Source organism: Pseudoduganella sp. R-34 (genome assembly GCF_049904655.1).
Lineage (GTDB): Bacteria > Pseudomonadota > Gammaproteobacteria > Burkholderiales > Burkholderiaceae_D > Rugamonas.
In genome coordinates, this window is sequence record NZ_CP184572.1 from 4,165,387 (window position 1) to 4,187,923 (window position 22,537).

Here is a 22,537-nt window from a genome sequence, read left to right on the forward strand (position 1 = left end):
GCAAGGAGTAGCAAAGATGTCCCAACCGATTCGTTTCTTCTACCAGGGGCGCGTGCAGGAAGTCGATTCCGCCGCCCCCACCCGCACGGTGCTGCAACACCTGCGGGAAGACCTGCATTGCATCGGCACCAAGGAGGGCTGCGCCGAAGGCGACTGCGGCGCCTGCACCGTGGTGATCGGCTCGCTGGTGGATGGCGAACTGGAAATGCGCAACGTGAATTCGTGCATCCAGTTCCTGCCAACCCTGGACGGCAAGGCAGTGTTCACGGTGGAAGACCTGAAACAGCCAGATGGCGGCCTTCACCCGGTGCAGGAAGCCCTGGTGGAATGCCATGGCTCCCAATGCGGTTTCTGTACTCCCGGCTTCGCCATGTCGCTCTGGAGCCTGTACTTGAAACAGGAAGGCCAAACCACCCCACCATGCCGCAAAACGATCGATGAGACATTGTCCGGTAACCTGTGCCGCTGTACGGGCTACCGCCCGATTATTGATGCAGCCGCCCGCATGGGCGAGTTGCCGGCGGTCGGCTTCGACCGCGACGCATTGAAGGCAGTCCTGCAAGGCCTGCAACGAGATACCATGTTCAGCTACACCCACGACGGCCAGACGTTCCACGCGCCGCGCACCCTGGCCGAAATGACGGCCCTGCGCGCGGCCAAGCCGACCGCCACCATCCTTGCCGGCTCGACCGACGTCGGCCTGTGGGTCACCAAGCAGATGCGCAACCTGGGCGACGTGATCTACACGCGCCAGGTGCAGGAACTGCACCGTATCGCCAGCGTCGACGGCAAGCTGGAGATCGGCGCTGCCGTTTCGCTGGACGACGCCTACAAAGCCGTGCTGGAGCTCTATCCGAACGACTCGCTGCACGAACTGTGGCAGCGCTTCGCCTCGCAGCCGATCCGCAGCACCGGCACCCTGGGCGGCAGCGTCGCCAACGGCTCGCCGATCGGCGATTCCGCGCCATGGATGATCGTGCTCGGCGCCGAAATCGTGCTGCGTTCCGATAAAGGCCAGCGCGTCCTGCTGCTGCAGGACTTCTACCTCGATTACATGAAGAAGGACTGGCAGCCCGGCGAATTCGTGGAAGCCGTGCGCATCCCCCAGCCGCGCACCGGCCAGCAGTTCCGCACCTACAAGCTGGCCAAGCGCTACGACCAGGATATCTCCGCCGTGTGCGCCGCCTTCTCGCTCGAACTTCAAGACGGCGTCGTTCGCAATGCCCGCATCGCCTACGGCGGCATGGCGGCGACTTCGCGCCGGGCACCACAGGCCGAAGCAGCCATCAATGGCCAGCCGTGGAACGAGGCCACTCTGCGCGCCTGCATGGACGCCCTGGCACGCGACTACACGCCGCTGACGGACATGCGCGCCTCCGCCAATTACCGCATGCGCACTGCACAAAACCTGCTGCGCCGCTTCTGGATGGAGACCCGCCCGGAAGACGCCATACCAAGCACTTACGTTAACGCTTACGCATTCAAGGAAGGAGCCGCCGCATGAACAGCAAGTCCGAACAGTTCATGACGCTCGGCGCCGCCAAGGGCTGGTCCGAAGTTGGCCAGAGCCATCCGCATGAATCGGCCATCCTGCACGTGCTCGGCGAAGCCGTCTACACCGACGACATCCCCGAAGCGCAAGGCACGCTGCACGCTGCGCTGGGCCTCTCCGCCAAGGCACACGCACGCATCCTGTCGCTCAACCTGGAGCCTGTGAAAGCCATGCCAGGCGTGGCCGCCGTGTACACCTGGAAGGACATCCCCGGTACCAATGATTGCGGCCCGATCATCCACGACGACCCGATCCTCGCCGAAGAAAAGGTGGAATACGTCGGCCAGCCGATCTTCATCGTGGTAGCCGACACCCACGACAATGCGCGCCGCGCCGCCCGCAAGGCCGATATCCAGTACGAAGAACTGCCAGCCATCCTGACGCCGGAAGCCGCGCGCGACGCAGAATCGTTCGTGGTGCCGCCAATGCGCCTGACACGGGGCGAAGCGCAGGCAGCATTCGAGCGCTCCCCGAACATCCTCAAAGGCAAACTGCACGTCGGCGGCCAGGAGCAGTTCTACCTGGAAGGCCAGATCTCCTATGCCATTCCCAGGGAAGGCAACGGCATGCACGTCTACTGCTCCACCCAGCACCCGACCGAAATGCAGCACGTGGTCTCGCACGCCCTGCACTATCCGTCACACGCCGTGGTGGTGGAATGCCGGCGCATGGGGGGTGGTTTTGGAGGCAAGGAATCCCAGTCCGCGCTGTGGGCCGCCTGCGCCGCAGTCAGCGCCGCGCGATTGAAACGCCCGGTAAAGCTGCGCGCCGACCGCGACGACGACATGATGGTTACCGGCAAGCGCCACTGCTTCTACTACGAGTACGAAATCGGCTACGACAGCCAGGGCCTGATCACCGCAGCCAAAGTGCAGATGGTGACGCGCGCCGGCTTCTCGGCAGACCTGTCCGCACCAGTGGCAACGCGCGCCATCTGCCACTTCGACAACACCTACTACCTGTCGGACGTGGACATCCGCGCCATGGCAGGCAAGACCAACACACAGTCGAATACCGCCTTTCGCGGCTTCGGCGGCCCGCAAGGGGCCATCGCCATCGAATACATCATCGATGAAATCGCCCGCAATCTCGGCAAGGATGCGCTGGACGTGCGCAAGCTGAACTTCTACGGCCGCAACGACGAGGAAGGCCGCAATATCACGCAATACGGCCAGAAGGTAAAGGACAACGTCATCCACGAACTGGTGGCGCAACTGGAAAGCGAGACCGCCTACCGCGCCCGCCGCGAAGCCATCCATGCGTTCAATGCCACCAGCCCCGTGCTGAAGAAAGGCCTGGCGCTGACTCCGGTGAAGTTCGGCATCGCCTTCAACGTCACCCACTTCAACCAGGCCGGGGCACTGGTACACATCTACGTCGACGGCTCGGTCCTGGTGAACCACGGCGGCACCGAAATGGGCCAGGGCATCAACACCAAGGTATGCCAGGTAGTGGCGCATGAGCTGGGGATTCCGCTGTCCAGCGTGCGCGCTTCCGCCACCGATACCAGCAAGGTCGCCAATACCTCCGCCACCGCCGCCTCGACCGGCGCAGACCTGAACGGCAAGGCCGCGCAGGATGCCGCGCACACGCTGCGCAGGCGCCTGGTGGATTTCGCCGCAAAGTCGTTCGGCGTGGCCGCCGAGGAAATCATCCTCGCCAACGGCACCGTGTTCGCGGGCGAAACCGTGATCCCGTTCGCCGACCTGGTGCAGAAAGCCTACCTGGCCCGCGTGCAACTGTGGTCCGATGGCTTTTACGCCACGCCTGGGCTGAGCTGGGACCGCGAGACCATGAGCGGCAACCCCTTCGGCTACTACGCCTACGGCGCCTCGGTGTCCGAGGTGATCGTCGACACCCTGACCGGCGAATGGAAGCTGCTGAAGGCCGACTGCCTGTACGATGCCGGCAATTCGCTGAACCCCGCCATCGATACAGGTCAGGTGCAAGGCGCCTTCATCCAGGGCATGGGTTGGCTGACAACCGAAGAACTGTGGTGGAACCAGCACGGCAAGCTGATGACGCACGCACCGTCTACTTACAAGATCCCGGGCGTGTCCGATTGCCCGGATCACTTCAACGTGCGCCTGTTCAAGAACCGCAACCCGTTCGACAGCATCCACCGTTCCAAGGCGGTCGGCGAACCGCCGCTGCTGCTGCCGTTTTCCGTCTTCCTGGCCATTCGCGATGCCGTGGCCTCGGTCGGCAACTACCGCATCAATCCGCCGCTGCGCGCCCCTGCCACAGGTGAAGCGATCCTCGACGCGGTCGATGCCGTTCGCGCCCAGGCATGACGCTCGCGCGACGCCTTGCCGCAGAAGGCCTTGGCACGGCACTGTTGCTGGCCGTGGTGGTGGGCTCCGCCATCATGGCCGACCGCCTGGCTGGCGGCAATGCCGCAATCGCCTTGTTCGCCAATTCAGTCGCCAGCGCCGCCGGCCTGTTGGCGCTGATCCTGGCGTTCGGCGCGATCTCCGGCGCTCATTTCAATCCGGTCGTCACGCTGTCGGAAGCCTGGCAAGGCGGCATGGAGTGGAGCGACACCCTCCCCTACGCGGCGGCGCAGGTTTTCGGCGCGTTCGCCGGCATTGCCGCTGCGCACGCGATGTTCGGCGAACCGTTGTTTGCCATGGCGACCCACTCCAGGACCGGTACAGCGCTGTGGTGGAGCGAGTTCATGGCAACTTTCGGCCTGATTTTCGTGATCAGCGGCTGCGCACGCAGCCGGCCGTCGTTGACGCCGTTTGCCGTCGCTGCCTACATCGCTTCCGCTTACTGGTTCACGGCATCGAGCTCGTTCGCCAACCCTGCCCTTACCCTGGCCCGGGCCGCGACGGATACGGTGGCAGGCATACGCTTTGCAGATGTACCCGGCTACGTCGCTGCCCAATTGCTCGGCGCAATGGCAGCGACTGTCCTTGTCACCTGGCTGCATAGTCCAGCGAAACTTCGAGAGCCTGAACCGGACGTTCGCCGCGCGTCAACCTATTGACCGCTCCGTGACCGGAAATCAGCTGCGCTTTCGCCACTCAATCAATTCGGCGATGGTGAGGATCGGCATGCCATGCAGCTGTGCGAACCGCTCGATGGCGTCGCCACGCATCATGGTGCCGTCCGGATTCATCAGCTCGCACAGCACGGCCGATGGCGACAGGCCAGCCATGCTGGCCAGGTCGACCGAGCCTTCGGTGTGGCCGGCGCGCATCAGGACACCGCCTGGCGTGGCGCGCAGCGGGAAGACGTGGCCGGGCCGCACCACGTCTTCCGGGCGCGCGCCAGGCGCCACGGCGGCACGGATGGTCGTGACACGGTCAGCGGCCGATACACCGGTTGTCACGCCGTGGCGTGCCTCGATCGAGACCGTGAACGGGGTGCCGTACTTGCTGCCGTTTTCAGCAGCCATCGGTGGCAGTTCGAGCTCACGCACTTTTTCGGCGGTGAGGCACAGGCAGACGATGCCGCTGCATTCGCGGATCATCAGGGCCATGGTCTCGACCGTCAGGCGATCGGTGGCGACAATCAGGTCGGCCTCGTTCTCGCGGTCGAAGTCGTCCAGCAGGATGACAGGGATACCGGCCCGCATGGCTTCCAGCGCCGCGTGGATACGGGCTTCGAGGTCGGTGCTTTGAAGGGACAATTCAGGGGACAACATAGGAAACGCTCCTCGCTAAAAGTTAACGAAAAACGCTCCAGGGCAAGCGAACAGGCGCAGCTACCCAGCCCGCAAGGCGGACAGGCATCCACGCGCAACAGCGCACATCTTCTTTCATCCGGACTATACCGTCGGCCCTGGAGTCGCACCAGGTCTGCTGACCCTGCCCTATGCAGCCAGGCAGGCGCTCGCGGGCTTGGACATTGCTGTCCTTACCGCCGGTGGGGAATTGCACCCCGCCCCGAAGACGTAATTATTTGCCTGCACGTTGCAGGCGCTGGGATTCTACCAGCAAAACCGGTGAACCGGGGTCAGACCCAAGGGTCTGACCCCGTACGGTCTTCGGGCAGCGGGTTCGGGTTGAGCGGTATTGATCTTCGCCGAAAGTCAGAGGCGCACAACCAAACCCGGGACCTGGAGACCGTACAGGGTCTGACCCTGGTTTGCCGGTTTCAGCCCACCGTACCGATAATCGAAACTTCGCGATTCTCCGGCACTTCGTTATACGACAGAACGTGCAGCCCAGGCGCAAACAAGCGGGCGTAACGCGCCAGCAGCGGCCGGATCTGCGGCAGCACGAGTAGCAGCGGCGGGGTTGCCTGCTGCTTCATCTGCTCGCGCGCCACCGGCATGTTCACCTGCAATTGCGCCAGCAGGTGCGGGTCGATCGGATAGTTATCCAGCACCACCTTGCCGGTCTGGCGCGCCTGGTTCAGGGAGCCAAGCAGCATGTTTTCCAGTTCGCCGCCCAGGTTAAAGGCCAGCATCTCGGTCTTCTGGCCGAACAGACCGGACACGATCTGGCGCCGCAGCGCGCAACGCACTTCGGCTGCCAGCAGGATCGGGTCCTTGGTAGTTTCAGACGAGTCGAGCAGCGTCGTGGCAATCGGCACGATATCCTTCAGCGACACCGACTCCTGCAACAGCACGCGGAACACGCGCAGCAACTGGGTGTGCGTCAGCGCCTTGTCCAGCGAGCCAGCCAGCTTCGGCGACAAGGCAGTCAGGCGATCCATCAATGCCGCCACGTCTTCATGACGGAACAGCTCCGGCAGGTACTCGCGAATCAGCTTCGACACATGGGTCGCGATGGCGCTTGGCGCTTCCACCACCTGGTAGCCCAGCCCCAGTGCATGCGCCTTGTCCTTTGCCTCGATCCAGGTCACCGGCATGCCATAAGCCGGTTCCACGCCAGGGATGCCGTCGATCTGGCCATAAACGTTGGGCGACGCGATTGCCATCAGGCGCTCTGCAAACACTTCGGCCACCGCAATCGTGGACCCGCCCAGCACTACCGCATACTGCGTCGGCTTCAGCCCCAGGTCGTCGCGCACGTTAATCTGCGGCAGCACCATGCCCATCGCTTCCGACAGGCTTTGGCGCACGCCGCGCAAGCGCTTGGTCAGCACTTCGCCATGCGCCTTGTCGATCATGCCCACCAGCTTGTAGCCCAGCGAAACCTGCAACGGCTGCACCACGGGCAGCGATTGCCATTCGAGCTCTGGCACTTTCTCTTCGCGCAGCGCTGCCTCGATGGCGGCGATGTTGTCGACCACCGGCGCGCCCTGCCGCTGGTACAGGCGCCAGCCCACATAGCCCAGCACCGCGGCAAAGGTGAGGAAGCTCAACTTCGGCATGCCCGGCACCAGGCCGAGGATCACCATCACGGCCGCAGCGCTGAACAGCACATTCGGCGATGCCAGCAACTGCTGGCCCACCTGGGATTCGAAGTCGGCGCCTTCCGTCTCGGACACGCGGGTCACGATGATCGCCGCCGCAGCCGACAGCAGCAGCGCCGGAATCTGCGCCACCAGGCCGTCACCGATGGTCAGCAGGGCGTACTGCTTGAACGCATCGCCGAAACTCATGTCCTGCATCACGGTACCGATGGCGACACCGCCGACGATATTGATGATCAGGATCAGGATCGATGCAATCGCATCGCCGCGCACGAATTTGGCGGCGCCGTCCATGGCGCCGTAGAAGTCCGCTTCCGTCGCCACTTCCTTGCGGCGCTGCACTGCCTTTTCCTGGTTGATCAGGCCCGCATTCAGGTCGGCGTCGATCGCCATCTGCTTGCCCGGCAAGGCATCCAGGGTGAAGCGCGCCGACACTTCGGAAATTCGCTCGGCGCCTTTGGTCACCACGGCGAAGTTGATGATCATCAGGATCACGAACACCACCATGCCGACCACGTAGTTGCCGCCAATGACCACCTGGCCGAAGGCCTCGATCACCTTACCGGCAGCATCCGTGCCCTGGTGGCCGTGCAGCAGCACCACGCGGGTCGAGGCCACGTTCAGCGTCAGCCGCATCAGCGTGGTAGCCAGGATCACCGTCGGGAAGACCGAGAAGTCCAGCGGCCGCTTGGCGTTCACGCTGACCAGGATCACGATCAGGGCCAGCACGATATTGAAAGTGAACAGGACGTCCAGCAGGATAGGCGGCAATGGCAGGATGATCATCGCCAGGATCGCCAGCAGGAATACCGGCGTGGCGAGTTTGTGGCGTCCCGCTTCTGCGAACAAGCCCTTCAGGAAATTCATATGGTTGCTGCCTCACTCATGGAAGTTGGAACCGGTACCTGCGCCGCTTCCAGCGGATTGGGCTGCGATGGACGGCGCCCTTCACGGAACGCCTTCAGCTGCAGCACATAATGCAGGACCATGGAAACAGCCTGGTACAACTGCACGGGAATCTGCTGGTTGACCTGGCTGGTATTGTAAATTGCGCGCGCCAAGGGCGGCAGGGAGAGCACATCGATGCCGTTCTCCTGCGCCAGCCGCTTGATGTACAGCGCCATTTCGTCGACGCCCTTGGCCAGCACGAACGGCGCCTCGGCGCGCTTCTCGTCGTATTTCAGCGCCACCGCATAGTGCTCCGGATTGACGATCACCACGTCGGCGCCCGGCACGATCTTGCGCGCAGCCCGTTCGGCCATCGCTCGCTGCAGTTGCCGGATGCGCTGGCGCACTTCGGGACGGCCTTCCTGCGACTTGTATTCTTCCTTCAGCTCCTGCTTGGACATCTTTTGCTGTTCGGCGAAGAAGTAAGCCTGCGCCGGCACGTCGATGATGGCGAAGATGATGAACACGGCCACCATGGCCATCACGCCATTCAGCATCTGGTTGGCGCCCGAAATCATGGCTTCATTCAGTCCCAGCCCTTGCAGGCGCGTGTACTCGTTGACCGTACTGGTGCCGATGTGCACCAGCACCCAGCCCAGCACCGCTGCCTTGCCGATCGATACCAGCAGTTCAAAGCCATGCTTCTTCGAGAACAGCCGCCCCAGGTTGGTCACCGGGTTGAAGCGCTCGAACTTCGGCTGCAGGTTCTTGGCGCTCATCACCCAGCCGCCCGGCACCATGGCGCCCAGCACGACAAACAACGGCACCACGAACAAGGGCAACACCATCTTCACCAGCAGCAGCGCGGAACTGAGCCAGACCGTGCTCATGACGTTCTCCAGGGCGCCCTCGCCTTCCAGCGGCGCAAACGCCTGGTGGAAGATCTCGCGGAAATCCAGCAGGTAGTCCGGCAGCATGTACACGAACAGCTTGAGCGACACCAGGATGCCGATGGCCGTCGCCAGGTCGCGCGAACGCACCACCTGGCCTTCCTGGCGGGATTTCTTCAGCTTCTGCGCTGAAGCCTTCTCTGACTTGTCGCCGCCGCTATCGTCAGCCATGAGGCACCATCTGTTGCTGGATCATGTCGAGCACACGGCTCGACATGCGGATGTAATGCTGCGGAATGAAGCGCACCACCTGGCCCAGCATCAGCAGGCCGAAAACGGTGATCACCGAAAAGCCCAGCGCAAAGAGGTTCAGCGTCGGCGCCACGCGGTTCAGGAAACCGAAACCAAGCTGCACCACCAGCGCGGAAAACACCACCGGTATCGCCAGCAGCATGGCGGCCGAGAAGATCCATGCCACATTCCACGCCACCGCCTGCAACAGCAGCGCCGAATAACCGCCGCCCAGCGGCCAGGCCTTGAAGCTTTGCCCGATCACGCCGGCCAGCACCAGGTGGCCGTCTATCGAAAAGAAAACGACGATGGCCAGCATGGACAGCAGCGCCGACACCACGTCCGACGAAGTGCCATTCAGCGGGTCATTCATCACCGCCATCGAAAAGCCGACCTGGCTCGATACCAGGTAACCCAGCACGCCGATCACCGACATCGAAAAATGAAATGCCAGCCCGATCGCGCCGCCGATCACCGCCTGCTCCAGCGTCACCGCAATGCCCTGCACCGAAATCGGGTCGATGCCCTGCACCGCCTGCCCCTGGGTCACCGGCAGCAGGATGATCGCCAGCACCAGCGACACCAGCAGCCGCACAGTGACCGGCACCATCATCTCGCCCAGCACCGGCGCCGCGCTCAGCATGGCCATGCAGCGCACGAAAGGCCACCAGATTGCCGTCAGCCACACCAGGAGGTTTGCCAGGACCTGTTCCATGGCCCGCTACCCCACCAGAGTTGCCGCACGCTGGAAGATCGACACGCAATAATCCATCAGGTAGCTGGACATCCAGCGCCCCGTCAGGACAATGGCCAGCAGGGTGACCAGCAGGCGCGGCAGGAAGCTCAGCGTCTGCTCATTGATTTGCGTTGCGGCCTGCACCAGCGCCACCAGCAGGCCCGCCACCAGCCCTGGCACCACCAGCACCATGACCATGATCATTACGATATGCAGGGCCTCGACGATCAGGTCGACGGCCACGTCGGGCGTCAGCATCGCTTTGTCACCTAATAGGCCTGTATGCTCGTCACGAGCGTATTGACAGTCAATGTCCAGCCATCGACCAGCACGAACAGCAGCAGCTTGAACGGCAGCGAAATCACCAGCGGCGACAGCATCATCATACCCATTGCCATCAGCACCGACGATACCACCAGGTCGATGATCAGGAAGGGAATGAACAGCAGGCAACCGATCTGGAATGCCGTCTTCAATTCAGACAAGACAAACGCCGCCAGCTTGACGGTGAACGCATGGTCGGCGGGATTGGTAATCGCGTCTTCGCCGGCCAGGTGGGCGATCTGCCTGAGCGAAGCCTTGCTGGTCTGGGCCAGCATGAAGCGCGATATCGGCTTCTCGGCAATTTTCAGCGCATCCTGCAAGCCGATCTTGTCCTGGTCGTAGGGCACGAAAGCGTCGCGCCACACCGCGTCCCCGATCGGCTTCATGACCAGCAGGGTCAGGATCAGCGCCACGCCGGTGATGATACGGTTGGGCAAGCCCTGCTGCAGGCCCAGGGCCTGGCGCAGCAGCGACAGCACGATGACGAAACGGGTAAAGCTGGTCATCATCATGACCATGATGGGCAGCAAGCCCAGCAGGGTCATGATGACCAGGATCTGCATCTTCACCGACAAGTCGGTCTTGGCGCCAGGGACCACCCCGGCCAGCAAATCCTGGGCCCACGCCGGCGCACAGGCACATAGCAGCACTGCCCCGGCCGCCAGGCCGGGCACCAGGCGGCGCGCCGTCATGGCGCCATCATGTCGAGGTTCAACCCGTCCAGATCGATGACCTTGAGGCCGTAGTTTTCGCCGGCCACCACCACCTCGGCGCGGCCGATCGCGGTGCCGTTGACCTTGATGGTCAGCGGTTCCCCGGCCAGCATGTCGAGTTCCACCACGCTGTCCGGCCCGATCTGCATCAGGTCCTGCAGCGACAGGCGGGCCGAACCAACCTCCAGCGTCAGCGTGACGGGAATCTTGCGCATCATGGCAGGCAGGTCGCGCCGGCCGGCACGCGGCGCCGGCACGTCGCTCAAATCCTGCGATACCTGGTCGATGATCATTTCTTCCGACATATCGTCCAGCATGGAGTCGTTGGAACCGTTCGGGTTATTCATCATGTTCATTCGGAATCTTCAAAAGAGGTTAAGCAGAGTTTGCCCTTGTGCTCAGTGACCGCAGCTGTAAACAGGCGGGATTCTTCGAGCATAACGTCTGCCCTGTGCAGGCTGATCGGGATGACATCGCCCACACGCAGGTCGAACATGGCGCCCAGCGTGGTTTCCTTGGAAACCAGCCGGCCGCTCAGGCCAACCTGGAGCCGCGCCGCCAGCGGCCCTGGATGCTTGTTGCCCTTCTTGCCGGCATCGCGCTCCGGCATCAGGCCGGCCAGCACACTGCCCATCACTTGCTTGTCGAGCGCAAACCAGGCCTTGCCCTGCAGTTCGCCATCGCTGAGCGAAACAGTGACCACCCAGCTTCCTTTGCCGGGCTGGGCGGCGCTGCTTGCCTTGATGCTTTCCTCTTCGCCAAGTTCGCGCCCGCTTGCAGGCAGGTTACTTTCAATTCGCGCTGCCAGAATGCTCACCAGCTGTTGCCCCAGAACCACAGCCAGGCGTTCCTCGGTAGCGGTAACTCGCACGGCCTGTTCGTCAACAGCGGCATCGGCGCGGGTGGCGCGCCCGTAACGGTAATTCAATACGCCTAGCAGTATCTTACGCTCCAACGCAAAACCCAGTTGCCCGGAAGGCGCTGCAAAACCCAGCCAGCGCTGGCGCGCTTCGCTGCCGTCCATCCGGCTGAAGGACACATCGTCCACCTGGAACGTGCCCCAGTAACGGCGGTGGACGTTCAGGCGCATGGCCTGGGCCAGGTCTTCGCGCAACTGCGCGGCAAACTCGGGCAGCCGGTGTACCGGCCGCCCCAGCAAGCAAGGGTCAAGTACTTCGTATTGCACAGTGCTTTGAGAGGTAGTCATAGTTGGCCATCCGTCTGCTGCAATCCTATCGCAAAGTTCTGCGCTCAGGATGATCTTGGAAGCGTAGAATAACTCAAATCCCTCAGTATTGCCATGAATCAAGTAGCTCTTTGGTCAAAAAGACTTTACATAAAAGTTTCCAAAGAGTAAGCTTCATTATTGCAATGTAACATCAGTTGGTTGCAAAAACTATCCTTAGTGCATGATTTATAAGTAGTTTTGCGATTTGTAAGCGGTTGTTACGAACCAGAAATCGGGTTACACTGCATGTTCCCGTACGGCACCATTTAACATTTAGTCCAGATTGTTGGTTAGTGACTGGAAGTCAATGGTGTTGCAGTATTGGTAACGAAAGCGCGCCCTGACGCAACCAACCTGAGGTGTTTTATGGCAAATGAATTCGCTGGCCTGATCAAGGCCGACCTGGCATCCCTGAACAATGCGGCCGCCGAGCTGACGCAGCACGCCAACCTCATCGCGCCTGCCGCCCAGTTCAACGCGCCGCAGCCGGGCGCCACTTTTTCCTTTGCCCAAACGATGCAAGACGCCATTGCCGGCGTCAATGCGCAGGACCTTGATGCCGGTCAAAAGATGGCCGATGTCGATGCCGGCCGCAGCGACGACCTGGTGGGCGCCATGCTCGCCAGCCAGGAAGCCAGCCTGTCGTTCCAGATGCTGATGCAGGTGCGCAACAAGGTGATGGGTGCGGTCGATGAATTGATCAAGCTTCCGCTGTAATCTGTAGTTTCCGCCTTCCTTCTCGAAAGACCTGACGTGATTGCTAACCTCAAGTCCGCCCTCGGACGCTGGCGCGGCGCTGCGGCACCAGCGGTGCCGCCGGCTGTCCTGAAGAACCTGTATCCCCTGCTGCTGCTCGCTGTCGGCGTGACGGCGCTGGTGCTGATGATCCTGTGGAAGGACCAGAGCGGCTACAAGCCGGTATTCGGCCAGCGCGAAAAAGTCGCGACCGCCGACATGATGAACGTGCTCGACGCGGAAAAGATTTCTTACCGCATCCATCCGGAAACCGGCCAGGTGCTGGTGCCGGAAGGTAAGCTGGGCCAGGTGCGCATGCTGCTCGCCGCCAAGGGCGTGACCGCGCAATTGCCGGCCGGCCTGGAACTCATGGACAAGAACGACCCGCTCGGCGTCTCGCAATTCGTGCAGGACGTGCGTTTCCGCCGCGGCCTGGAAGGCGAACTGGCCAATTCGATCATGACCCTCGACGCGATCGCCCATGCGCGCGTGCACCTGTCGATCGCCAAGTCCACTTCCTTCGTGTCGAGCGATGGCGAGAAGTCGTCGGCCTCCGTAGTTATCGCTACCAAGCCAGGACGCACGCTCGCGCCTGAACATATCGCCGCCATCGTCAACATGGTGGCAGGCAGCGTCGCTTCGCTGAGCCCGGCGCGTGTGAGCCTGGTCGACCAGGCCGGCAACCTGCTGTCCTCGCACGTCGATCTGACGGAGGCGTTCGATGCCTCGACCTCGACCAATGAGAACGCCAAGCGCCAGCAGGAAGAAATCCGCGCCAACATCAAGGGCCTGCTGGGCCCTATCGTTGGCGACAGCAATTTCCGCGTCAGCGTGACCGCCGATGTCGACAACGACAAGGTCGAAGAAACCGTTGAAAAATATGGCGCCGACCCCAAGGTAACCAGCGAAGCCATGCGCGAAGAGCAGGACCGCAACCGCATCGCGATGGGCGTGCCTGGCACCCTGTCCAACCGTCCGCCGCAGCAGCAGGCGGCCGATGCAGCGGCCGCAGCCGGCGCGGCTGGCGCGCCCGGCCAGGCGCCGGAAGGCACCGCGCGCAAGAACGCGACCACGCGCCAGTTCGCCTATGACCGCAGCATCACCCAGACCAAGCGCGCCCGCGGCCGCCTGGTGCGGCAGAACGTGGCCGTGGTGCTGGCACAGGCTGCCGCCCCCTTCCCGAAGACTGGCTGGACCGCACCTGAGATTGCCAACATCGACAAGGTGCTGCGCAGCGGCCTGGGCATCAATGAAGAACGCGGCGACAAGCTGGTGGTAAGCGCCATGAACTTCCCTGCCAAGGCGGCCGACGTGCCATGGTGGCAGGAACGCGATACGGTGGTCGATTCGGTCAACTGGCTTGGTTACGCGGTGGCCCTGCTGCTGGCTTACCTGCTGCTGGCCCGCCCGCTGCTGCGCCTGCTGACTGCGCGCTTCGCCCCGGCCACGCCGGCGCAGGCGGCCAAGCCGGCCCTGGCCGGCGCGGCGGCGCGCCAGGCCGAGGCTACGCCGATCCCGGGCAGCGCGACGGCCGTGCCGGGCGCCGCCGGCGCGGCAGCTGCTCTAGGCTCTCCGGAAGCGCAGGAAGAAGCCGGCGCCAAGCCGGCAGCGCTGCAAGGCAGCCAGATGCCGATGGTGCCGCTGCTGGAAAACTACGATTTGCCGCCTGCCGGTTCGCCGGTGGACGTGATGGTGGACCACCTCAAGGTTCTGGCCGAGAAAGAGCCGGAACGCGTAGCCGAAGTCGTCAAACAATGGATGCAGAAAAATGGCCGACATCAACAATAACCTGGACCAGGAACAGGGCCTGAGCCCGGTCGAGCAAGCCGCGATCGTGCTGCTGTCGATCGGCGAAGAGCCGGCTGCTGCCGTGCTGCGCTGCCTGTCGCGTGAAGAATTGCTGGAAGTGACCCAGGTCATGTCGCGCATGAGCGGCATCAAGGTGGAAGAAGTGAAGACCGCCATGCAGACCTTCTTCGACGACTACCGCCAGCAGTCCGGCGTGCACGGAGCTTCGCGCTCCTTCCTCAAGCGCTCGCTCGACCTGGCGCTGGGCGGCGATATCGCGAATACCGTACTGAACAACATCTACGGCGACGAGCTGCGCCCGAAAATGGCGCGCCTGCAGTGGGCCTCGCCGAAGTGGCTGGCCGACTACATTGCCAACGAACACGTACAGATGCAGGCGGTGTTCCTGGCCTTTCTGCCGCCGGCGCTGGCCGGCCAGATCCTCGATGCGCTGCCGCTGGAAGGACGCGACCTGGTGCTGCTGAACATGGCGCGCCTGGACGAGATCGACCGCGACCTGCTGCTGGAACTGGAAGAACTGGTGAACCGCTGCCTGTCCTCGTTCGACTCGCAGTCGACCAGCGTGGAAGGCGTGCGCCAGGTGGCCGAGATCCTGAACCGCCTGCCCAGCAACCGCGCCCAGATCGTCGAGCTGCTGCGCGCCCACGACCCGGAAGTGGTGGAACAGATCGAGATGCAGATGTACGACTTCCTCATCCTGTCGACCCAGACCGAAGTCACGCTCACCCGCATCATCGAGGAAGTGCCGCTCGAGCAGTGGGCCATCGCGCTCAAGGGCGCCGAACAGGCGATCCGCGACGCGGTGCTGAAGACCATGCCGAAGCGCCAGGCGCAGGCCTTCGAAGACATGATGCGCCGCGCCGGCCCGGTGCCGATGTCGCGCATCGAAGCGACGCGCCAGGAAATCATGGCCACTGTCAAGGCGCTGGCCGATGCCGGCGAAGTCGAAGTGCAGCTGTTCGCTGAAACGGTGGTCGAGTGATGAAACAGTTCCGCCCTTACCGCTTCCCGCCTTTGCAGCAGTACGTGCACGGCGCCAATGGCCAGCGCGTCGCCGGCCAGGGCCACGTGGCCGATGCCGCCCAATGGCAGGCTTCGGTCAGCGAAGGTTTCGAGCAGGGCCAGCGCGACGGTTATGAAATCGGCTTGCAGCGCGGCCAGGAAGACGGCTTTGAAGCCGGCCGCCAGCAAGGCGTGGAGCTGGGCCGTGAAGAAGGCCGCCAGGAAACCCTGGTCGGCTTCGACCACCTGGCGCGCCCGGTCGACGGCATGCTCAAATCGCTGAAGAAGCTGCGCGCCGATTACCGCGCCGCCCAGCGCAAGGAAGTGGTGGACCTGGTGGCGAAAGTGGCGCGCAACGTGATCCGCGCCGAGCTCGCGCTGCAGCCGGTGCAGATCATGGCCCTGGTCGACGAGACCCTGGCCTCGATGCCGCCAACGCGCGACGAGATCGATGTCTACCTGAATCCGGAAGAAGTCAAACGCATCATGGAAGTCGATCCGAAGCGCGCCAAGCGCTGGAACCTGATCGGCGATGCCCGCCTCGACCTGGGCGAATGCCGCATCCGTGCCGGCGATAGCGAAGTCGATGCCGGTTGCCACCAGCGTCTTGCTGCTGTCATGGAACAGGTCGATAATCAGTTGCAGGCCGCCGATGGCGGTGACGACGCTGAGAGCGAAGAATGATTGCAGACGCACTGCGCAAACTGGAACTCGATGACGTACCGCTGGCCACCCCGACCGGGCGCCTGGTGGGGGCTTCCGGCCTGCTGCTGGAGGCTACCGGTTGCAAGCTGCATACCGGCCAGCGTTGCCAGATCGAGACAGTCGATGGCGAATGGCTCGACGCGCAGGTGGTGGGCTTCCGCGAAAAGCTGACCTTCCTGATGCCGTTCAAGAAAGCTGCCGGCTTGACCACCGGCGCACGCGTGCTGCCGTCCAACGAAAAAGGCAGCTTGCAGATTGGCGACAGCTGGCTGGGCCGCATGGTGAACGGCATTGGCGAACCGATCGATGGCCTGGGCAAGCTGGGCGGTGAATACGCGCTCGACGCCCAGCCGCCGCGCATCAACCCGCTCAGGAAGCAGCCGGTAGTCGATGCACTCGACGTGGGGGTGCGCGCGATCAACAGCATGCTGACCTTGGGCAAGGGCCAGCGCGTCGGCCTGATGGCCGGTTCCGGCGTCGGCAAGTCCGTGCTGCTGGGCCTGATCACGCGCCAGACCGTGGCCGACGTGGTGGTGGTAGGCCTGATCGGCGAACGTTCGCGCGAGGTGCGCGAGTTCATTGAAATGTCGCTGGGTCCGGAAGGCTTGAAGAAAGCCGTGCTGGTCATCGCGCCGGCCGACGAGTCGCCCTTGATGCGCATCATGGCCACCGAACTGTGCCACTCGATCGCCGCCCATTACCGCGACCAGGGCAAGAACGTGCTGCTGCTGGTCGATTCGCTGACGCGCTATGCGATGGCGCTGCGCGAGGTGGCGCTGGCACTGGGCGAGCCGCCCGCCACCAAGGGCTATCCGCCATCGGTGTTTTCCGCCCTGCCCCAGCTGGTCGAATCGGCCGGCAATGGCGAAAATCCATACGGCAGCATGAGCGCGATCTACACCGTGCTGGCCGAAGGCGATGACCAGCAGGACCCGGTGGTCGACACCGCGCGCGCCATCCTGGACGGCCACATCGTGCTGACGCGCGAACTGGCCGAGCGCGGCCACTACCCGGCGATCAATATTGCCGCCTCGATCAGCCGCTGCATGAACCATGTGATCACGCGCGAGCACATGCTGGCGGCGCGTGCACTGAAAGCCTCGATGGCGCGCCATGAACGGGTGCGCGACCTGATCCCGCTGGGCGCCTACGTGCCGGGCGCCGATCCGGTCACCGACAAGGCCGTCAACCTGCATCCGCATATCGAAGAATTCCTGTGCCAGGGGACCAAGGAACCGGCCCCCTACGCCAATTGCGTGGACCAACTTGAAAGGCTCATGGCATGACGACAACCACGATTCGCAGCCTGTCGACCCTGGTCGACATGCGCAGCAATGAAGTCGACAAACTGCAAACGGAAATGGCCGCCAAGGAAAGCGTGCGCGACCGCTACCGGAAGACGCTCGACAAGCTGACCAACCTGTACGAAAGCAGCGGCCCGTCCGGCCGCCTGCCGATGGCCCTGGCCATCAATTGCGGCGATTACAAGCAAGGCGTGATGGCCATGGCCGACAGCCAGCGCCTCAACCTGCACATGCACGAGGCCGACATGGCCGTGTCGCAGCGCGCCCTGACCGCCGCCTACGTCAAGCGCGAAGTGCTGGGCCAGGTCTTGGAGCGCCACCAGGACGCAGCGGCCACGGCGCAGCGTGCGCAAGAGCGCAAGCGGCATGACGAACTGGCAACCCAACTGTGGTACCGCGGACATAAATGAAAGGCTGAACCGAATATTTCATGAAGTCATCACTTTGGTCGCCTCTTACCTTGGTACACTTCATTTAATTTCTTCGGAGCACGAGAAATGGCTACTTCTGTCCCCACCTACGATCCCAAGACCACGGCCACCCAACTGGCGCAGATGTATATCCAGGGGCGCCAGTCCATGCTGGATTCCCAGTCTGCTACCGCGACGGCGATCGACAAGGCGCTGAGCAAGCTGAGCTCGGCCCTGGGCACCTTCCGCAGCGCCCTGTCGTCAACGACCTCGTCCGGCTCGGTTGTAGCCAACAAGGCAACATTCAGCTCCGATGTCGGCACGGCCACGGCAACCGCCTCGGCGGCCGCCGGCAATTACCAGTTCTACGTCGAGCAGCTGGCCACGGTCGGCCAGGTGTCCTACAGCGGCATGACCGATTCGGCCGTGACCGGCGCGGCCGCCGGCACCCTGTCCGTCAAGCTGGCCGATGGCAGCAGCTTCACCGTCAGCCTGGCCAACGGCGACAAGGACCTGAACAATACGCTGAGCGCGAAAGAAATTGCCGCTGCCATCAATATGGAAGCGACCAATAATTCGCGCGTGACCGCCTCCACCCTGACCGTCAACGGCCAGACCCGGCTGGTGCTGACCTCCAATGTGACCGGCCAGGCCAATGGCGTGGCCGGCATCGACACCACCAACCTGGGCGATCCGGCGTTGCAGGCGCAGCTGGCCGATGCCAACCGCGTGCTGCAGAACGGCACCGATGCCGTGGTCTGGGTCGGTGCCCCGGGCGGCGATCCGAGCAACAAGATCACGCAAGCGTCGAACACCTTCAATGTGGTCGATGGCGTCTCGATGACCTTCACCAAGGCCCAGACGGGCGGCGTGCCGGCCACCCTGAATGTCGCGCGCGACAGCAGCGCCACCGCGACCAATGTGCAGAATTTCGTGGACCAGTGGAACAAGATGCTGGCCTCGATCGGCGAACTGACGGCAGCCGGCAACGTTGCCAAAGGCACGGCCAGCGGCATCTATGCCTCCGACGCCGGCCTTGCTTCGCTGAAATCGCGCATGCAATCGCTGCTGCGCACGGCGGTCGGCGGGGTCAGCCTGGTCAACTATGGCGTCACGGCCCAGCGCGACGGCACCCTGGCGCTGGACAAGACACGCCTGGACAAGACCCTGGCCACCAACCCGACCGGCCTGGACGCGATCCTGGGCAAGACCGGCACCATGCCGACGGGCGTCCTGGGCAACCTCGATACCCTGGTCAACAGCTGGACCAAGGCCGGCACCGGCCAGCTCGCCACCCGCAAGGATGCCAACGCCAAACTGCAGTCCCAGCTGGTGTCCCGCCAGGCCGCGCTGGAAACCCAATACGACAACGCTTACAAGCGCTACCTGAACCAGTTCACCCAGCTGCAATCCCTGCAGTCCCAGATGAGCGGAACGAGCAGCATGTTTGAAGCGATGTTCAGCAAATCCGATTCCTGAAAGTCTTAAACAATGGACCACGACGCCTACGGCAGCTATCACGCCACGAACCTGGATGCACAGACGGCCCGCGCCACGCCGATCGAACTGGTGCTGGTGCTGACCGACGGCCTGCTGGAAGAGCTGGCCCGTGCACGCGGCCACATCCTTGGCAAGCGCTACGAACAAAAGGCGCTCAGCCTCGACAAGTGCACCGAGATCATCAACGGCCTCGCCAGCTCGCTCGATTTCGAGCAAGGCGGCGAGGTGGTGGCCAACCTGGGCCGCCTGTACGATTATTGCGCTGCCCGCCTGTACCGCGCCGGCGTGGACATGGACCCTGCCGTCATCGACGAGGTGGTGGGCCTGCTGACCACGATCCGCGCCGGCTGGCAAGGCGTGCACGACAAGCATGGATAGGCATGGGACGCTGCTGCAGCTTGCGCAGCAGCTGAGCGCCGCCACTGCCGCCAGCGACTGGGCGGCACTGGCGGCGATTAATACTTTGATGACCTCCACCCTGCCGGCGCTGGCAGCGCAGGGTGCGTGGACGCCGGCCGAGCGCGCAGCGCTGACGGCGCTGCGTGATTTGCACGTCGCGGCTGTGGCAAGAGTTGATAGCGCCACCGTCGAGACTGGCCAGCACCTGAGCGATATGACGAACAACAGAGAGGGCTGGCTTGCCTATGCCCTCGACAGCGGTGACGCTGCAACCGGAACCTGAGCATGATCAACTTGCCTGCGGCCCCTGCCGCTCCCGTCCCAACAGCCGCCGGCGTCGCCGGCCTGCCGCCGCCGGCCGCCAACGGCGCCGCAGCGGCCGATGCCGCCCGCGGCAGCACGGCTGACAGCGCTGCGCCGGCCAGCGGCCTGGCCGGCGTGCTGCTGGATGCCGCCGCCATGGTGCCGGCGCCGTTCGGCGCCCTGCTGGACGCCATGGCCGGCAGCAGCGCCGACCAGGAAAGCACCCCGGCCAAGCCTGCCGACGACACGGCAGCCGCCGCGGCCGCCCTGGCCACCATGCTGCCTGCCATGGGCACGCTGCCGCTGAACGGCGGCACGCCGGGCGCCACGCCCGACAGCGTGGCAGCCGTCGCCGCCGCCCTGACCGCTCCCGCCGCCAAGGCCAACGCCAGCAGCCTGCTGTTGCGCCAGCAGGCCCAGGCCAGCGCCCTGGCCGCCCGCGAAGCCGGCGCCGGCGCGCAGGCCGAGGCCGCCAGGGCGCCGGCAGCACCGCTGCCCGACACCCGCAGCGCCCTGCTCGCCGCAGCAGCCCGCCCTGCTGCCAGCCCGGTGCTGCCGGCCGCCACGCCCGCCGCGGCGACCCGCAGCTCGGCCAGCGAAGCCCTGGCCAGCGCGCTCAACGCCCTGCAAGGCCAGGCCGCCGACAGCACGGCCGCCCCGCTGGCCGCCAAGGACAGCGCCAGCCTGCTGGCCGACAGCCAGCGCCAGCCGGCCGATGCCGGCGCCCTGCCCGGCTTTCGCAGCGTGCTGGCCAATGCAGCCGCGCCCCAGCCCGGCGATACGCTGCAATTGAGCGGCAGCCCGGAGCAATGGCAACAGCCGCTGCGCGCCGCCCTCGGCGACCGCCTGCAGCTGCAACTGGCTCGCAATGACGAGCGCGCCGTGATCCGCCTGGAACCGCCAAACATGGGCAGCGTGGAAATTTCCGTGCGCCACAGCGGCGGCGCCCTGCAGGTGAACATCGCCGCCAGCCACAGCGAAGTGCTGCGCCAGCTCAACACCATCGGCGACGCCGTGCGCCAGGACCTGTCGCAGCGCCAGTTCGGCGAGGTAGCCGTCACGGTGTCTTCCAGCAATGCGCGCAGCCTGGCCGATGGCGGCCAGCAGCAGCGCCAGCAGGACGCGCAGCAGCAACGCGAACAGCAGCGCCAGCCGGGCCGCGCCCTGGAAGGCAGCGATGCCGGCAACACCACTTTTGCCATGTTGGGCGAACGGGAGTAAGCATTAGATGAACAAGAAACTGGTCCTGATCGTGGCAGCCGTGCTGCTGGTGGGTGCAGGCGCCGCCGGCGGCGCCGTCTGGCTCATGAAAGGCAAGAGCGCCGAGCCGGCCAAGGCGGCAGCCGAGGAGAAAAAACCGGGCGAGCCCCTGAAGTACCTGACCATCGAGAAAGTCATCGTCATGCTGCGCCGCCAGCCGGGCGAGACCGTGCCGCACTATATGTCAGCCGACCTCGTCATCTCGACCACGGCCAAGCAGGAAAAGGAAGCCAAGGAAGCCCTCCCGATGCTGCGCAGCGTCGCCGTGCGCGCCCTGTCGGCCCTGCCGATGGAAAAGGCGTCGATGATGACCATTGACCAGTTTGTCGAGGAATTGAACAAGGCTTACGATGAAGCCTACACCAAGGAGGCGCGCGAACGCCCCTTCGAGCAAGTGATGATTGGCAAGTTGATCCTGGAGTAAAGGCCATGGGCTTGGTGGATACGGTTGCAGATCGCTATGCCGAGAGCTACGCCGCAGTCAGCGTGGCCGACGAGCAGAAGCACCTGCTCGCCTACGCGCCGCTGGTCAAGCGCATCGTGCGCCAGCTGAATTCGCAGGTGCAAGGCGCGATCGACCGCGACGACATGGAGCAGATTGGCTTGATGGGCCTGCTTGAAGCGCTGCGCCGCTACGGCGAGCCCGATGCCGGCTTCGGCAGCTACGCCGCGCTGCGCGTGCGCGGCGCCATCCTCGACGAGCTGCGCCGCCAGGACTGGCGCCCGCGCGCGGTGCGCCAGCAAAGCCACAAGATGCGCGATGCGGTGCGCGAGCTGACGCGCAAGCTGGGCCGCGAGCCGGGCGAACAGGAAATCATGACGGCGCTCGGCCTCGATGCCGAGGCCTACCAGGCTTACCTGCTGGACGAGAATGCCGAGACCATCGCCAGCTTCGACGACATCCTGCAGGACACCCTGGCCGACACCGGCAGCGTGGCCGGCCCCGAAGAGCAGCTGATGATACGCCGCAGCCTGGAACAGGCGCTGAACGGCCTGGACGAACGCGAGCAGCGCGTGATCCAGATGTATTACGAATTCGAGCTCAGCTACAAAGAAATCGCCGCCGTGCTGGACCTGACCGACGCCCGTGTCTGCCAGTTGAACAAGCAGGCCCTGAACAAGATGAAAGCGGTGCTGGCGGCCTGAGCCGCAGCTCA

The 22,537-nt window shown here is 64.0% G+C and carries 23 protein-coding genes and 1 riboswitch; of the genes, 15 read left to right on the top strand and 8 right to left on the bottom strand.

Features of this window, described 5'->3' with window-relative positions; all coding sequences use genetic code 11:
- Positions 1-16 precede the first annotated feature (16 nt).
- The 3 genes from xdhA to ACN9MW_RS18995 are packed head-to-tail and all read left to right on the top strand — an operon-like array spanning position 17 to position 4,544.
- Complete coding sequence (xdhA, locus tag ACN9MW_RS18985) at positions 17-1,504, top strand: xanthine dehydrogenase small subunit (RefSeq protein WP_426162032.1); 1,488 nt, start codon at positions 17-19, stop codon at positions 1,502-1,504.
- Positions 1,501-3,846, top strand: a complete 2,346-nt coding sequence (gene xdhB / locus ACN9MW_RS18990; RefSeq protein WP_426162033.1) for a xanthine dehydrogenase molybdopterin binding subunit — start codon at positions 1,501-1,503, stop codon at positions 3,844-3,846. Before xdhA ends, xdhB begins: the two co-directional genes overlap by 4 nt.
- Positions 3,843-4,544 (top strand): aquaporin, encoded by a 702-nt coding sequence (locus ACN9MW_RS18995; protein WP_426162034.1) that lies wholly within the window; start codon positions 3,843-3,845, stop codon positions 4,542-4,544. The genes xdhB and ACN9MW_RS18995 overlap by 4 nt, the downstream gene beginning before the upstream one ends.
- A gap of 18 nt (positions 4,545-4,562) precedes the next feature.
- Here the strand turns inward: ACN9MW_RS18995 and ribB are convergent, their stop codons facing one another.
- The 8 genes from ribB to ACN9MW_RS19035 form a co-directional block, all read right to left on the bottom strand.
- On the bottom strand, positions 4,563-5,204 hold the full coding sequence (ribB, locus tag ACN9MW_RS19000; RefSeq protein WP_426162036.1) for a 3,4-dihydroxy-2-butanone-4-phosphate synthase: 642 nt from the start codon (positions 5,202-5,204) through the stop codon (positions 4,563-4,565).
- Positions 5,205-5,306: 102 nt separating this feature from the next.
- A riboswitch (FMN riboswitch) is annotated at positions 5,307-5,457 on the bottom strand.
- A 199-nt stretch (positions 5,458-5,656) separates the two neighbouring features.
- Complete coding sequence (locus ACN9MW_RS19005) at positions 5,657-7,750, bottom strand: flagellar biosynthesis protein FlhA (RefSeq protein WP_426162038.1); 2,094 nt, start codon at positions 7,748-7,750, stop codon at positions 5,657-5,659.
- Positions 7,747-8,892, bottom strand: coding sequence for a flagellar type III secretion system protein FlhB (gene flhB / locus ACN9MW_RS19010; RefSeq protein WP_426162039.1), 1,146 nt, complete (start codon positions 8,890-8,892; stop codon positions 7,747-7,749). The genes ACN9MW_RS19005 and flhB overlap by 4 nt, the downstream gene beginning before the upstream one ends.
- Positions 8,885-9,667: a flagellar biosynthetic protein FliR gene (locus ACN9MW_RS19015; RefSeq protein WP_426162041.1), complete on the bottom strand. Its 783-nt coding sequence runs from the start codon at positions 9,665-9,667 to the stop codon at positions 8,885-8,887. Before ACN9MW_RS19015 ends, flhB begins: the two co-directional genes overlap by 8 nt.
- A gap of 6 nt (positions 9,668-9,673) precedes the next feature.
- Complete coding sequence (fliQ, locus tag ACN9MW_RS19020; protein ID WP_055924555.1) at positions 9,674-9,946, bottom strand: flagellar biosynthesis protein FliQ; 273 nt, start codon at positions 9,944-9,946, stop codon at positions 9,674-9,676.
- Between the two features lie 11 nt (positions 9,947-9,957).
- Positions 9,958-10,704, bottom strand: a complete 747-nt coding sequence (gene fliP, locus ACN9MW_RS19025; protein ID WP_426162042.1) for a flagellar type III secretion system pore protein FliP — start codon at positions 10,702-10,704, stop codon at positions 9,958-9,960.
- Positions 10,701-11,075, bottom strand: a complete 375-nt coding sequence (locus tag ACN9MW_RS19030) for a FliM/FliN family flagellar motor switch protein (protein ID WP_426172241.1) — start codon at positions 11,073-11,075, stop codon at positions 10,701-10,703. Before ACN9MW_RS19030 ends, fliP begins: the two co-directional genes overlap by 4 nt.
- Before the next feature lie 2 nt (positions 11,076-11,077).
- Entirely contained in the window at positions 11,078-11,932 is an 855-nt protein-coding gene (locus tag ACN9MW_RS19035) for a FliM/FliN family flagellar motor switch protein (protein WP_426162043.1), read from the bottom strand.
- 387 nt (positions 11,933-12,319) lie between these two features.
- Between ACN9MW_RS19035 and ACN9MW_RS19040 the strand changes: the two genes are divergently transcribed.
- From ACN9MW_RS19040 to ACN9MW_RS19095, 12 genes are all read left to right on the top strand, one after another.
- A complete protein-coding gene (locus ACN9MW_RS19040; protein ID WP_426162044.1) occupies positions 12,320-12,670 on the top strand; it encodes a flagellar hook-basal body complex protein FliE in 351 nt (116 codons plus the stop codon).
- Between the two features lie 36 nt (positions 12,671-12,706).
- Positions 12,707-14,476, top strand: a complete 1,770-nt coding sequence (gene fliF / locus ACN9MW_RS19045; RefSeq protein WP_426162045.1) for a flagellar basal-body MS-ring/collar protein FliF — start codon at positions 12,707-12,709, stop codon at positions 14,474-14,476.
- Complete coding sequence (locus ACN9MW_RS19050) at positions 14,457-15,479, top strand: flagellar motor switch protein FliG (protein WP_426162046.1); 1,023 nt, start codon at positions 14,457-14,459, stop codon at positions 15,477-15,479. The genes fliF and ACN9MW_RS19050 overlap by 20 nt, the downstream gene beginning before the upstream one ends.
- Positions 15,479-16,183, top strand: coding sequence for a flagellar assembly protein FliH (gene fliH, locus ACN9MW_RS19055; RefSeq protein WP_426162047.1), 705 nt, complete (start codon positions 15,479-15,481; stop codon positions 16,181-16,183). Before ACN9MW_RS19050 ends, fliH begins: the two co-directional genes overlap by 1 nt.
- Positions 16,180-17,490 carry a flagellar protein export ATPase FliI gene (fliI, locus tag ACN9MW_RS19060; protein ID WP_426162048.1) on the top strand — a complete coding sequence of 437 codons (1,311 nt, stop codon included), beginning with the start codon at positions 16,180-16,182 and terminating at the stop codon, positions 17,488-17,490. Before fliH ends, fliI begins: the two co-directional genes overlap by 4 nt.
- A complete protein-coding gene (gene fliJ / locus ACN9MW_RS19065) occupies positions 17,487-17,918 on the top strand; it encodes a flagellar export protein FliJ (RefSeq protein ID WP_426162049.1) in 432 nt (143 codons plus the stop codon). Before fliI ends, fliJ begins: the two co-directional genes overlap by 4 nt.
- Before the next feature lie 87 nt (positions 17,919-18,005).
- Entirely contained in the window at positions 18,006-19,397 is a 1,392-nt protein-coding gene (fliD, locus tag ACN9MW_RS19070) for a flagellar filament capping protein FliD (RefSeq protein WP_426162050.1), read from the top strand.
- 12 nt (positions 19,398-19,409) lie between these two features.
- On the top strand, positions 19,410-19,796 hold the full coding sequence (gene fliS, locus ACN9MW_RS19075) for a flagellar export chaperone FliS (RefSeq protein ID WP_426162051.1): 387 nt from the start codon (positions 19,410-19,412) through the stop codon (positions 19,794-19,796).
- Positions 19,789-20,100 carry a hypothetical protein gene (locus ACN9MW_RS19080; RefSeq protein ID WP_426162052.1) on the top strand — a complete coding sequence of 104 codons (312 nt, stop codon included), beginning with the start codon at positions 19,789-19,791 and terminating at the stop codon, positions 20,098-20,100. Before fliS ends, ACN9MW_RS19080 begins: the two co-directional genes overlap by 8 nt.
- A gap of 2 nt (positions 20,101-20,102) precedes the next feature.
- Entirely contained in the window at positions 20,103-21,341 is a 1,239-nt protein-coding gene (locus tag ACN9MW_RS19085; RefSeq protein WP_426162053.1) for a flagellar hook-length control protein FliK, read from the top strand.
- A gap of 7 nt (positions 21,342-21,348) precedes the next feature.
- The gene (locus tag ACN9MW_RS19090) at positions 21,349-21,804 is read left to right on the top strand and encodes a flagellar basal body-associated FliL family protein (RefSeq protein ID WP_426162054.1); all 456 of its coding nucleotides are present in this window, start codon (positions 21,349-21,351) and stop codon (positions 21,802-21,804) included.
- A 5-nt stretch (positions 21,805-21,809) separates the two neighbouring features.
- Complete coding sequence (locus ACN9MW_RS19095; RefSeq protein ID WP_426162055.1) at positions 21,810-22,526, top strand: FliA/WhiG family RNA polymerase sigma factor; 717 nt, start codon at positions 21,810-21,812, stop codon at positions 22,524-22,526.
- Positions 22,527-22,537: the final 11 nt, after the last annotated feature.

Coding starts and splice junctions, on each gene's coding strand:
- xdhA (WP_426162032.1), top strand. CDS start 17: ATGTCCCAACCGATTCGTTTCTTCTACCAGGGGCGCGTGCAGGAAGTC.
- xdhB (WP_426162033.1), top strand. CDS start 1,501: ATGAACAGCAAGTCCGAACAGTTCATGACGCTCGGCGCCGCCAAGGGC.
- ACN9MW_RS18995 (WP_426162034.1), top strand. CDS start 3,843: ATGACGCTCGCGCGACGCCTTGCCGCAGAAGGCCTTGGCACGGCACTG.
- ribB (WP_426162036.1), bottom strand. CDS start 5,204: ATGTTGTCCCCTGAATTGTCCCTTCAAAGCACCGACCTCGAAGCCCGT.
- ACN9MW_RS19005 (WP_426162038.1), bottom strand. CDS start 7,750: ATGAATTTCCTGAAGGGCTTGTTCGCAGAAGCGGGACGCCACAAACTC.
- flhB (WP_426162039.1), bottom strand. CDS start 8,892: ATGGCTGACGATAGCGGCGGCGACAAGTCAGAGAAGGCTTCAGCGCAG.
- ACN9MW_RS19015 (WP_426162041.1), bottom strand. CDS start 9,667: ATGGAACAGGTCCTGGCAAACCTCCTGGTGTGGCTGACGGCAATCTGG.
- fliQ (WP_055924555.1), bottom strand. CDS start 9,946: ATGCTGACGCCCGACGTGGCCGTCGACCTGATCGTCGAGGCCCTGCAT.
- fliP (WP_426162042.1), bottom strand. CDS start 10,704: ATGACGGCGCGCCGCCTGGTGCCCGGCCTGGCGGCCGGGGCAGTGCTG.
- ACN9MW_RS19030 (WP_426172241.1), bottom strand. CDS start 11,075: ATGATGAATAACCCGAACGGTTCCAACGACTCCATGCTGGACGATATG.
- ACN9MW_RS19035 (WP_426162043.1), bottom strand. CDS start 11,932: ATGACTACCTCTCAAAGCACTGTGCAATACGAAGTACTTGACCCTTGC.
- ACN9MW_RS19040 (WP_426162044.1), top strand. CDS start 12,320: ATGGCAAATGAATTCGCTGGCCTGATCAAGGCCGACCTGGCATCCCTG.
- ACN9MW_RS19050 (WP_426162046.1), top strand. CDS start 14,457: ATGGCCGACATCAACAATAACCTGGACCAGGAACAGGGCCTGAGCCCG.
- fliH (WP_426162047.1), top strand. CDS start 15,479: ATGAAACAGTTCCGCCCTTACCGCTTCCCGCCTTTGCAGCAGTACGTG.
- fliI (WP_426162048.1), top strand. CDS start 16,180: ATGATTGCAGACGCACTGCGCAAACTGGAACTCGATGACGTACCGCTG.
- fliJ (WP_426162049.1), top strand. CDS start 17,487: ATGACGACAACCACGATTCGCAGCCTGTCGACCCTGGTCGACATGCGC.
- fliD (WP_426162050.1), top strand. CDS start 18,006: ATGGCTACTTCTGTCCCCACCTACGATCCCAAGACCACGGCCACCCAA.
- fliS (WP_426162051.1), top strand. CDS start 19,410: ATGGACCACGACGCCTACGGCAGCTATCACGCCACGAACCTGGATGCA.
- ACN9MW_RS19080 (WP_426162052.1), top strand. CDS start 19,789: ATGGATAGGCATGGGACGCTGCTGCAGCTTGCGCAGCAGCTGAGCGCC.
- ACN9MW_RS19085 (WP_426162053.1), top strand. CDS start 20,103: ATGATCAACTTGCCTGCGGCCCCTGCCGCTCCCGTCCCAACAGCCGCC.
- ACN9MW_RS19090 (WP_426162054.1), top strand. CDS start 21,349: ATGAACAAGAAACTGGTCCTGATCGTGGCAGCCGTGCTGCTGGTGGGT.
- ACN9MW_RS19095 (WP_426162055.1), top strand. CDS start 21,810: ATGGGCTTGGTGGATACGGTTGCAGATCGCTATGCCGAGAGCTACGCC.